Source organism: Acinetobacter shaoyimingii (genome assembly GCF_011578045.1).
Lineage (GTDB): Bacteria > Pseudomonadota > Gammaproteobacteria > Pseudomonadales > Moraxellaceae > Acinetobacter > Acinetobacter shaoyimingii.
Genome location: NZ_CP049801.1, coordinates 2637152 through 2648662, shown reverse-complemented (window position 1 = coordinate 2648662; position 11511 = coordinate 2637152). Strand labels below are relative to the sequence as shown.

General features: G+C 37.8%; 10 protein-coding genes. 2 read left to right on the top strand and 8 right to left on the bottom strand.

What is annotated here, in order from left to right; translation table 11 throughout:
- Nucleotides 1-8 precede the first annotated feature (8 nt).
- Nucleotides 9-1334 carry a hemolysin family protein gene (locus tag G8E00_RS11895; protein WP_166010429.1) on the bottom strand — a complete coding sequence of 442 codons (1326 nt, stop codon included), beginning with the start codon at nt 1332-1334 and terminating at the stop codon, nt 9-11.
- Nucleotides 1335-1460: 126 nt separating this feature from the next.
- Nucleotides 1461-2453: a LysR family transcriptional regulator gene (locus G8E00_RS11890; RefSeq protein WP_166010431.1), complete on the bottom strand. Its 993-nt coding sequence runs from the start codon at nt 2451-2453 to the stop codon at nt 1461-1463.
- Nucleotides 2454-3087: 634 nt separating this feature from the next.
- On the opposite strand from G8E00_RS11890, the gene G8E00_RS11885 reads away from it, so the two are divergent.
- Complete coding sequence (locus G8E00_RS11885) at nt 3088-4692, top strand: isocitrate lyase (RefSeq protein ID WP_166010433.1); 1605 nt, start codon at nt 3088-3090, stop codon at nt 4690-4692.
- A gap of 154 nt (nt 4693-4846) precedes the next feature.
- Here G8E00_RS11885 and G8E00_RS11880 read toward each other — a convergent pair whose 3' ends face one another.
- Nucleotides 4847-5347, bottom strand: coding sequence for a copper resistance protein NlpE (locus G8E00_RS11880; RefSeq protein ID WP_166010435.1), 501 nt, complete (start codon nt 5345-5347; stop codon nt 4847-4849).
- 330 nt (nt 5348-5677) lie between these two features.
- Between G8E00_RS11880 and G8E00_RS11875 the strand changes: the two genes are divergently transcribed.
- Nucleotides 5678-6262 (top strand): 1-acyl-sn-glycerol-3-phosphate acyltransferase, encoded by a 585-nt coding sequence (locus tag G8E00_RS11875; RefSeq protein WP_166010437.1) that lies wholly within the window; start codon nt 5678-5680, stop codon nt 6260-6262.
- 80 nt (nt 6263-6342) lie between these two features.
- On the opposite strand, the gene G8E00_RS11870 is transcribed toward G8E00_RS11875, so the two are convergent.
- From G8E00_RS11870 to G8E00_RS11850, 5 genes are all read right to left on the bottom strand, one after another.
- Nucleotides 6343-7290: an N-acetylmuramoyl-L-alanine amidase gene (locus G8E00_RS11870; RefSeq protein WP_166010439.1), complete on the bottom strand. Its 948-nt coding sequence runs from the start codon at nt 7288-7290 to the stop codon at nt 6343-6345.
- 205 nt (nt 7291-7495) lie between these two features.
- Complete coding sequence (locus G8E00_RS11865) at nt 7496-7831, bottom strand: hypothetical protein (RefSeq protein WP_166010441.1); 336 nt, start codon at nt 7829-7831, stop codon at nt 7496-7498.
- A gap of 161 nt (nt 7832-7992) precedes the next feature.
- Nucleotides 7993-8727 carry a sulfite exporter TauE/SafE family protein gene (locus tag G8E00_RS11860; protein ID WP_166010443.1) on the bottom strand — a complete coding sequence of 245 codons (735 nt, stop codon included), beginning with the start codon at nt 8725-8727 and terminating at the stop codon, nt 7993-7995.
- A gap of 398 nt (nt 8728-9125) precedes the next feature.
- Complete coding sequence (locus tag G8E00_RS11855; protein WP_166224871.1) at nt 9126-10835, bottom strand: flotillin family protein; 1710 nt, start codon at nt 10833-10835, stop codon at nt 9126-9128.
- A gap of 24 nt (nt 10836-10859) precedes the next feature.
- A complete protein-coding gene (locus G8E00_RS11850) occupies nt 10860-11504 on the bottom strand; it encodes a YqiJ family protein (protein WP_166224868.1) in 645 nt (214 codons plus the stop codon).
- Between the last annotated feature and the right edge of the window lie 7 nt (nt 11505-11511).

Below are 11511 nucleotides of genomic sequence, written 5' to 3'. Positions count from 1 at the left end.
AATTCGACTTAAGACTCGGCAGGATTGTCGACTTCGTCTTTTTGTTCAAGCAATCGTGTCACCAATAATTGGTCAATTTTAAAATGATCCACATCGACCACTTCAAATTTATATCCACCAAAGATTACGGTATCTGCAGGGCGTGGAATTTTTCGGAGCTTATACATCATAAAACCGGCAACAGTTTCATAATTTTCATCATCTGGCATTTCATCAATGGCTAAAGCATGCTTTAGGTCTTCAATTGGGGTACTCCCATCAATCAACCAAGAATTGGCATCACGCTTAATGATTTGAACATCTTCATCAGTAGGAGTCACCCAATCACCCATCACGGTGATCATGATGTCTGACAGCGTAATGACACCTACGACAAGCGCATATTCGTTGAACACTACGGCAAATTTTTCTTTGCTCGAGCGGAAGCGATCCAACAATTCAGAAAGAGTTAATGTATCTGGAATGGTTAATACATTACGAATTGTGCTTTCATTCAATTGAAGTAAGGACTGATTTTTGAGAATACGAACTAAAATATCCTTGGCATCGACGTAACCAATGACATCATCAATGTTTTCACTACACACTAAAAATTTTGAGTAAGGGTATTCAGCCAGTTTTTGACGAATACTTTCTTCAGATTCATTCAAGGTGAAATAAACCACATTTTCACGTGTGGTCATACTCGAGGGAACATTACGTTCTTCAAGCTCAAATACATTTTCAATAAAATGATGTTCTTGTTTTTGTAATACGCCTGCTTGAGCACCTGCATCCATGACCGCAGAGATATCGTCAAAAGTGATGTTGTCATCGCGAGTGGTATTGACTTTAAATAGACGGAAAAGCAAGTTTGCAATGGCGTTAATAAACCACGATAAAGGACGACAAATCGCAATAAACACATGAATAGGTTTGATTACTGAAACTGAAATTTTTTCAGGTGCAATCATGGCCAAACGTTTTGGCATTAAGTCTGCGAATAAAATGAATAGGGAAGTTACTAAGGTAAAGGAAAGGGTAAAACTAATGGTTTCAGCCCATGGTCCTTGATAAAAATTCGTGACCATATTGTAAAAGTATGGACGAAAAGCGCCTTCACCTAAAATACCACCGAGAATGGCAACAGCGTTTAAGCCAATTTGTGATGCCGCAAAAAAATTAGCTGAATTTTCTTGAAGATCTAAAACTTTTTGTGCGCGGTCATCTCCTGATTCAGCTAAAATTTTTAACTTAACTTTACGTGATCCCGCAAGTGCAATCTCACTCAATGAGAGAAAGCCAGCACCAGCAATCAAAAGAATGATAATCACGATATTCTGAAAGAGACTCACAAAACACCTTTAGTTTGAAATTATTATGAAAGTTGTAACATAAAAACAAGAAAGGTAGTGAATTAATCCACTACCTTTCTATTATAGCGCTAAACTGAAAATTGTAAAAAAATAAGTCAAGTATGATTAAAAATGTGACACTTGCGCATTATTATTAGACAAAAATTCACGATTTTCTTCTTCAATCATTTGACGCGCAACATATAAGATCAATTGTCTTAACCAACGATGTGCAGGATGATGATGAAGCAGAGGACACCAAGCCATTTTTAATTCAAATTCAGGAATATAAAAAGGTGGGTCTTTAATCATTAAGTTTTGGCTTTTTGCTTGTAAACGAGCGATACGTGAAGGCAATGTAGCAATCAAGTCAACATTCGATGCCAATAATCCAGGCATTTGATAATGACGAGTGAACACTGAGATTTTACGTTTTTGCCCAATACGTTCTAAAGCTTGATCAATCCAGCCTAAGCCAGCTTGTTTTTCAGGGTTCACACCAAAACCGACACCCATACCTGTTTTAGAGACCCAAATATGTTGAGCATCTAAATAACTTTTTAAGTTGAGGTTATTGACTGCGGGGTGTTTTTGATTGAGCAAACAAGAAAAACTGTCTCGCCAAACCAAAACTTGGTGAAAACTTTGTGGGATTTCATTGAAGCGGTTAATCGCAAGATCGACTTTACCTTGTTCCATGTCTCGATAAGACACATCACTTGGTGTTAAGAAATCCAGTACGACGTTGGGAGCTTCTGACCTTAATGCTTTCACTAAACGAGGAACTAACGTTGCTTCAGCATAATCAGACGTCATAATGCGGAAAACACGATTAGACGTATAAGGTCGAAATTCTGTGCGTGGCTCTAAGATCATGGAAAGATCAGATAAAGCATCACGGATTCGAGGTTGTAATTCCAGAGCGCGTTCTGTTGGGGTCATGCCCTCAGAAGAACGAATGAGCAGAGGATCATTAAATAAGTTACGTAGACGTCTTAGGATGTTACTCATCGCAGGTTGGGTGACACCCAGTTGTTCTGCGGCACGAGTTACGTTTTTTTCACGTAATAATACGTCAAGGTAAATTAATAGGTTGAGATCAACCCTCTCCAGATTCATAAAAAAAATACCGAGAATAAATTTTTGAAATCAACAGGGATTATGCCATAAGCAAATGCTTTTGTGTGAAAAAGTGATGCAAATTACAGCGGAATTGCGTTGGAATTGGTAAATTTACGTAATCGTTAACCAACGCGTCATCGATTACAAAGCAGTATAAAAAGCTCAATTTGATTCTAACACTATTCAAAAAAAAATATTTCACAGCTGGATATTTCTATATGTGATATAGCAGAATAAATAAACATACAAACAATCAAGCATTTACCCTAAAACCAGTACAAAGAATGGATTTATTTATGCTTAGACCATGCAAAATGACTGTTGTAAATCACTCAAGACTTAAGTCTAATGCATTAATTCTATACAAAATGTGTAAAAAACAGCCGAGTGGTGAATTTAATAAATATATAAAAAACAATAATTTATAATAAATCAAATGGAATATAATACGACTTTGATCTACATATTTCTTAAATAAATATCGAAAATTAGCGCAGAATATTGGATTAATTATTGGACTCAAACTAAGCTAGGTTCATAGCAACGAAGTGCTCTAAATCTGAACAACTAATTCCGAGTTGATTTAACCTTCGATTGATAAATCCTAAAATTATATACAGGGTAAAATATCATGACTACATACCAAACAGCGATTGATGCAATCCGCGAATTAAAAGCTAAATTCGGTAACACTTGGGCGGACATCTCTCCTGAAGATGCTGCACGTATGCAATTACAAAACCGTTTCAAAACTGGTTTAGACATTGCGAAATACACAGCTGCAATTATGCGTCGTGATATGGCAGCATATGATGCTGACTCTAGCAAATACACTCAATCATTAGGTTGCTGGCACGGTTTCATCGCACAACAAAAAATGATTGCGAACAAAAAATACTTCGGTACAACTGAACGTCGCTACATCTACTTATCTGGTTGGATGGTTGCAGCACTTCGTTCTGAATTTGGTCCACTTCCTGACCAATCTATGCATGAAAAAACTTCAGTACCTGCATTGATCGAAGAAATCTACACTTTCTTACGTCAAGCTGATGCGAAAGAACTAAACGATCTTTTCCGTGCGCTTAAAAAAGCTCAAGAAGCTGGCGATACAGCTAAAGCGGCTGAAATCACTTCACAAATCGACAACTTCCAAACTCACGTTGTGCCAATTATTGCGGATATCGATGCTGGTTTCGGTAACGAAGAAGCAACTTATTTGTTGGCTAAGAAAATGATCGAAGCGGGTGCTTGTGCACTTCAAATCGAAAACCAAGTTTCTGATGCGAAACAATGTGGTCACCAAGCAGGTAAAGTAACTGTTCCACACGAAGACTTCATCGCTAAAATCCATGCATTACGTTATGCATTCTTAGAAATGGGTCTTGATGACGGTATCATCGTTGCGCGTACTGACTCTGAAGGCGCTGACTTGACTCAAAAAATCCCAGTGGTTAAAGAGCCAGGCGACATCGCTTCTCAATACATCAGCTACTTAGACACAACTGAAATCGACATTTCAGAAGCGCAAGAAGATGAAATCCTGATCAAACGTGATGGTAAATTACACCGTCCTAAGCGTCTTGCTTCTGGTTTGTACCAGTTCCGTGAAGGTACTCAAATCGACCGCGTTGTACTTGACTGTGTAACCAGCTTACAAAACGGTGCTGACCTCCTTTGGATCGAAACTGCTACGCCAAACGTTGCTGAAATCGCTCACATGGTTAACCGTGTACGTGAAACTATTCCAAATGCGAAACTTGTTTACAACAACTCGCCATCATTCAACTGGACATTAAACTTCCGTCAACAAGCTTACGATCGTTGGGTTGCTGAAGGTAAAGACGTGTCTGCTTACGATCGTGCTAAATTAATGAGCGCTGAGTACGACAACACTGAATTGGCTGCTGAAGCAGACGACAAAGTACGTACATTCCAAGCAGATGCTGCACGTGAAGCGGGTGTGTTCCATCACTTGATCACACTTCCTACATACCACACAGCTGCGCTTTCTACTCATGAGCTTGCTCAAGGTTACTTCGGTTCTGAAGGTATGTTGGCTTATGTTGCTGGCGTACAACGTAAAGAAATCCGCGGTGGTATCGCATGTGTTAAACACCAAGCAATGGCTGGTTCTGACATTGGTGATGATCACAAAGAAATCTTCGCTGGTGACAATGCATTGAAAGCTGGTGATGACTCTAAAAACACAATGAACCAATTCTCTGCTCACTAAGCACTGAAGTGATTCAAAAAACCCTGCGAAAGCAGGGTTTTTTTATTAAGATCTTTTGATATTTCATCCATTGGTTGTGTTATAGGTTAAGACAACACAAATCAGTTATGAATTGATGATCAGGGCTATTGCCTTGTCGAGATCTTTTTTAAAACTAAGGTTGTTTCTTTAATTTATAGTGCGCAGCAAGTGGGCCAGTAATTGCTTCACCTGTTTCTACAGCACGGGCTTCTGCAAAACCTTCCCCAATAAAGTATTTACGGTTATCTCCAGCTTGGTCCAAAACAATAATAGATGAATTTTCGCTGTCAAATTTAAATGTACCTTTAACCTTATGTTCATTTCCTTTGCCTTTACCGAGATACTCTTCACTGAGCTCATAGGTTTTATCATTTTTTAACTCAAGCTCTGTCTTAATTCCTTCACAATCCGCACATGGCAGTACGCCTTCATATTCACCATTCCAGTCAAGTGAATTTTCAGTGTTTTCACCAACAACGAGTGCACTTGAACTTGCTGGTGTTTCTGGTGCAGCTGGTTGGGTTGCAGTAACTTCATTAGGTGGAGTCGACTCAGTCGAGTTTTCTGGTTTAGGTTTGCTACACGCACTTAATATGATTGCTAAAAGTGCGAGTGTAAGTGTTGTTTTTTTCATAAATCACCTAAATTATTCATTGTCATTGATTAAGCTCAAATGCTTAATCTCATACAATAAAAGTTCTAGAAAAATAAAACAGCGTGATCATGTAATTAAATGCGACAAGAAGCAGTCTAACGGTGGTTCTGCTTTTAAATTTATCGCTTATATTTTACTTTTTTGAATCACTCAAACTCATAAAGAAGTTTGATATCTATTCAAAAAATTGTAGTTTGAATTGATATTGCAAATAAAAAAAATCTCGTGAGTCATCTATAATATTCATTTATTTAATATTTTTATTTAAGAGCTGATAAACTTTGCACCTTTTGAATGAGTGGGTCATTAATGTTCGAAAAATTAGCTGAACAAAGTTTGGGGTTAATGGGGTGGGAAATTGATAATCACTGGCCATTAGACTTAGATCAATGCGTTATGCTGGCAGCGCCTCATACCAGTAATTGGGATGCACTGTATGCACGATTGGCACTAAAAGCATTAGGGGTAAATGTACGTCTGACCATTAAAGACAGTTATATGAAATTTCCCTTTAGACCATTTGTTCGTGCTTTGGGTGGAATAGGGATTAATCGTCGTCCAAAAAAACCAGGTGAAGAGCGTCCGAGCATGGTGGATGTAATGGCTGAATTGTTTGAAACGCATCCGAAACTGGTAATGCTCATTACTCCAGAAGGAACTCGTGCTAAACAAGAGCAATGGAAAACAGGTTTTTACCATATTGCGCTGAAAGCAAACGTTCCGATCGCGTTGGCATATATGGATTATGCAAAGAAAAAAACAGGGGTAGGCAAAATTATTTATCCTACTGGCGATATGCAAAAAGACATGGCTGAAATAATGCAATTTTATGCCAATATTACGCCTAAATTTGAAAACTTATATAGTGTTGATACACGTTATTTGAGCAAATAAGGTCATTGAGCACAAAAGACTTGATCCTACTATAAGATCAAGTCTTCTATCATATTTAAATTAATATTCAAATTTTTCATTTAGAGTGTTGGACGTTGTTGACCGCGGTATTTTTCCAACAGTGCATCTAAACGAGCAATAGTTTCCACATCGGCTATACCATCATATTTTTTAGGGTAAAAATGCATTTGAAATGCAGATACAGCGTTTTTAGTATCATCATCATAAATGCCATTTTGTGGTACATCATAGCCATATGCTGCAAGTTTGCTTTGCAATGATTGAACATCGTCTTTCCAAGGGAAATAAAGTCGGTAAAAATTGACGGTTTCATCATCATACCAAGCACCTATACCATGCTCTCGGTACAATTGCTCCCAAGGAAATAAAGGACCTGGATCGAATTTTCGGCCAGGTGCTATATCGCTATGCCCAATAATACGTGATGGTGTAATTTGATATTTGTTAACAATTTTTTTGATGACTTCAGCAAGAACTTCAATTTGTTGTTTTGATGCGTATGGATACCAGCGTCGTTGCATCAGCGGAACCAATTCATCCGTTTCAGGAAAGCCCAGATTGACAATTTCAATACCAATGCTTGATGGGTTTAGATTTCGATTGCCTTGCCAATAACTAGTTCCTGAATGCCAAGCACGTTTATCATCTGGAACAAGGTTGTATACAATAAACTTAGAATTCTGAGCCTGCTCAGGAATTAAATAATGGCTACTCACAGCGTATTCTTCACTCATAAAGCGACGTAAAGTTTCCTCAAGCGGAATGGCTGTATAGTGTAATACCAGCATCATTTGCCGAGCATCTTGGTTTGGTGAAAGATAGGTTTGATCAAGCTGATAATTTTCACTGATGATATACTCAGGAACATTAGGTGCCGTAGAAGAGGGTGGAGTATTATTTATAGATGGATTTGATGTGTTATCGGATTTGTCATCATCATTACAAGCTACAAGTGTTAAAGAACTTAAAATAATGAATATAAAACTCAAGTATCTATTTGATTTCATTTTATTACTCTTATCACATGATTAAGGTTTTATTTTTCTCTAATATATGAGTTCTAGTAGGAAATGAGAATGTGTAGTGGATATAAACTGTAAATTTATATTTATTTAATGGTTAAATTTTATTATTTCAAAGGGTTATAAAAATTAAAATTCAATAAATGAAATACTTAGGCAAGATGGCCCATTATTTCAGCCACTCACAAATCTATTTTGTTGGATGAGTTGGATGCAAAGTAACTCCGCCCAATAACTCACACGCAGATTTATAGGTGATATATTGCTCTTGTATAAAGTTTTCAATCGGAATATCTGTAATCTCGCCTGATTTATAATCTTGAATATATTTCAACGCGCGATCTTTACTCACGGCAAGCGTTCGTTCATGAAAAGCTGTGAGTGGACTATGGGATAATTGCTCATTATCAATATTCTTACAGTCAAAATGTGTGAAGATTTCTTCCGCATTTTCTATTTCAGTTGAAGTTGTAAGACTACATCCAGTTAAAATGAATAACATGCTAAAAAGTAAGGCTATTTTCATTTAGAAGAGCGTGAATGAATAATTGGCGATATTCTAAAGTTTTTCATTTTTTTTGCTAAAGATATTTGCATAAATTGAGTAGATTTAGAGCTGTTTGTTGCTAAATTCGGCACATTTTACTCACTATATTCATTTACATATCAAGTGGCTGAATAAAATGCTTAAAGAAATTGTGTACTCACCAATACACAGCCAGAAGCAAAGAGCAAGCTTAGTACCAGATGTTTAAATTGACGTTCTGAAATTTTATAAAAATATTGTGCGCCTAATATGGCTGGAATACTTACTGCAACAAGAATGATAACGATATAGGTCAAATGTGAGGCATTAATCGTACCTTTATATAAATAGACCAAAATTGTAAAAAGCTGAATGGCAAAATTGAAATGTCTTAAAATATAGCGTTGTTGTGCTTTGGGCAGATTTTTCAGCATCACCCAAGCAGAGGGGAGTGCACCGCAAAAACCACCCAATCCACCCAATATCCCTCCGGCAAATCCAATCGTAGCATCTGCCGTTTTTCCTGCACTTTTCAGTAGACTGAACTGTGGTGCAAAATACATGATTGGGCACCAGATGATGAGAAATATGCCGAGTATGATCTTAAAAATATCTGCACGTACAATGTCGAGTAAATAGGTACCTAAAGGAATGCCAATTAAACCTGCCAATATATAGGGTGCAACCAGTGAAACCGAAAATTCATGTTTCTGCTCGTGGCTTAAAGAAATAATATGACACCACAGAGATGCAAATACCACTAATGGTGCAGACAACTGAGGTGGGAGAATCCAAACCCAAAAAGACATGGCTATGAGTGCAAAGGCAAATCCAGTTAAACCTTGCACAAAGCCTGCAAGACTTGCACCGAGTATGAAGATGAGCCAGCTAGTCATACTGGAGAAAATGCATTTTGATCATAAAGTGAATATTGAAATGAAATGGCCATAATCTTTATCTTCATACTATCTTGGGCGAGAATCATGGATATGGCTCTGTATATGCTTTGGTTAGTTTATTGTTGTGCTAGTTTAGCGTTAACTAAAATTATATAAAAATCATTAATTTTGCATAACTTATCTCAAAAATGCTGGAGCTTATTCATTTTGAGTGAAATTGAATAACAGTGATTACGCCACTGATTAGACAATGATTAAAGATGCTAACGTGGCAATGAACGGATATCTTAAGATTTTGATGGTTGATGGTTGAATGATAAATTTCTCACCAACTCATTAAAAAGCCCTTATCTAGATAAGGGCTTTAACAATACAGGTATTACTTAGAAGGAATGTTATTCAGACTTCGGTTTTAAACTCTGGGTTAAACCGTTGATATCACCGCCTTGAATACCTAATTCGTTCATCAGGCTATCAATCAATGGTGCTTGTGAACGATAGCGTAGGGCGCTGTTGACCACTTGATCAGAGAGTGCAACTTGACCTTGATCAGCACCTTCACCTGCTGAAGCGGCACTTCCACCTAATCCACCAAGACCATTAACTTGAAGAATTTTAATATCATCAATGTTTTCCATTGGTTTGACGCTTTCACGGATAATTTCAGGCAAGTATTTCAATAATGCCAAGCGAATTTGCATCTCAACCTGTTCAGAAGACAAGATGTTATTTGCTTCATTGACTGCGCGCGTACCTTCAGCATCAACTTGATATTGCTTCTCTTGCGCTTGTGCAAGAAGAATTTTAGCATCAGATTCACCTTTGGCTTTTAAGCGTTGTTTTTCAGCCTCAGCTTCGGCACTAATACGAACAGCTTCAGCTTCATCTGCAGCAGCTTGTTTTGATGCAGCGGCAGCAACAGTAATAGCAATCGCATCAGTCTCAGCAGCCTGTTTAGCCGCAACCAATTCAACGGCTTTTAAACGCTCTGCACGTTGAGTTTCACGAACAGTCACAACTTCTTCTTCGGCTTTTACAGCTTGCGCACGTGCTTGATCAGCCAATGCTTTCGCTTCTGACTCAGCGCGAGATTTTTCAGCAATAGCAATTGCACGATCTTGTTCAGCCAATTCAATAGTTTTCTTCTGTTCAACTTGCGCTTGTTCAATAATTTGTGATTTTTGAATATTTTGATTTTCAACATCACGTGCTGCAGTAATGCGTTTCAGTTCAATTTCACGTTGAGCTGCAATTTGAGCTTCTTCAGCTTCACGCTTTTTCGCCGCTTCTTGTGTCGCTATTTCTGCCAATTGCTCTGCTTTACGAATAGAAATCTCACGCTCTTGCTGCATTTTTGCATATTCTTCTTCACGAAGGATTTGTAAACGTGCTTGTTCTGCCTGCAAGTTTTTAGTTTTAATCGCTAGATCAGCATCTTGTTCGATGTCATTACGTTTCTTACGACGGTCTTCGATCGTTTCAGTCAGTTTAGTTAAACCTTCAGCATCAAAGGCATTCTGAGGGTTGAAGAACTTAAAGCTAGTTTGATCTAAACCTGTTAATGACACGGTTTCAAGCTCTAAACCATTTTTGAACAAATCCTCTGAGACCACTTGCTGAACTTTTTGCACAAAGTCGACACGTTTTTCATGCAGTTCTTCCATTGCCATTTCAGCCGCAACAGCACGTAATGAGTCAACAAATTTACCTTCCACCAAATCTTTCAATTCTTGAGGAGACATGGTTTTTTGACCCAGTGTTTGTGCAGCAGTCGCAATAGATTCAGCTGTTGGTTTTACACGGACATAGAATTCAGCCATAACATCGACGCGCATACGGTCACGTGTAATCAGGGCTTGGTCTGCAGCACGTTTTACTTCTAAACGAAGTGTATTCATATTGACTGGAATAACTTCATGTAAAACAGGTAGAACAATCGCACCACCACCCAAAATGACTTTTTCACCACCGAAGCCTGTTCTTACAAATGAAACTTCTTTGCTTGAACGTTTGTATAAACGGGCAATGATCACCCCAATAAAAATAAGTGCAGCAAGTGCAATGCCTGCAAAAATCAAAATTTGAATAAAAGAATCGTTCAACATTTTCTGTTCTCTATATGAAATTAATTAAGTTGGAATGGCTTGAAAACCGTTATTTGTTCTTTGAGTAAGTACGACAAATTGACCAGGTTGAAAAATCAGATTTGATTCTGGTTCAACCAAAATGTAATGAATTTGCCCAAACTGATCTTTGACTTTTGCTTGTGCTGGATAATTCAGTTTAGCTTCGCCTAGAATAATTTCAGCAGTGAGCCCAATCAGTTCATCACTATAAATAGCGGTGGTTTCATCTTTAGGTAAAATTTTTGCAATGACTGCAGAACATAATCTTACCAAGGGCATGCACAAAAACAGTGTTGCAGGGGCAATGATCCAAAGCGGTAAATAACTTTGAGTAAAATGATGGAAAATGGCTTGGCAAATAAATCCAAACAGGGCATACACTGTCAAGAAAATAATCAGCCAGACCAGAACAGGAATTCGCCCGATATAGAGCCAATCTAAGAGTTGAACAACAAAACTTTGATCAGGATTTAACTCTACATCAGGATGATCTGCCTCAAACAGCGAGTCGGGGACGAATTGATCTAAAAAGCCTTGTGTAGTAGAACCCATCAATAACATTAAGCACTCAAGTAAGCCGAGTAAAAACATTAAGCACAAACTAATGCTAAAAATGAGATTAGATGGATCAGTAAATAATTCCCACATTGTTATA

Coding starts and splice junctions, on each gene's coding strand:
- G8E00_RS11855 (WP_166224871.1), bottom strand. CDS start 10,835: ATGTTGAACGATTCTTTTATTCAAATTTTGATTTTTGCAGGCATTGCA.
- G8E00_RS11850 (WP_166224868.1), bottom strand. CDS start 11,504: ATGTGGGAATTATTTACTGATCCATCTAATCTCATTTTTAGCATTAGT.
- G8E00_RS11885 (WP_166010433.1), top strand. CDS start 3,088: ATGACTACATACCAAACAGCGATTGATGCAATCCGCGAATTAAAAGCT.
- G8E00_RS11880 (WP_166010435.1), bottom strand. CDS start 5,347: ATGAAAAAAACAACACTTACACTCGCACTTTTAGCAATCATATTAAGT.
- G8E00_RS11870 (WP_166010439.1), bottom strand. CDS start 7,290: ATGAAATCAAATAGATACTTGAGTTTTATATTCATTATTTTAAGTTCT.
- G8E00_RS11875 (WP_166010437.1), top strand. CDS start 5,678: ATGTTCGAAAAATTAGCTGAACAAAGTTTGGGGTTAATGGGGTGGGAA.
- G8E00_RS11860 (WP_166010443.1), bottom strand. CDS start 8,727: ATGACTAGCTGGCTCATCTTCATACTCGGTGCAAGTCTTGCAGGCTTT.
- G8E00_RS11865 (WP_166010441.1), bottom strand. CDS start 7,831: ATGAAAATAGCCTTACTTTTTAGCATGTTATTCATTTTAACTGGATGT.
- G8E00_RS11890 (WP_166010431.1), bottom strand. CDS start 2,453: ATGAATCTGGAGAGGGTTGATCTCAACCTATTAATTTACCTTGACGTA.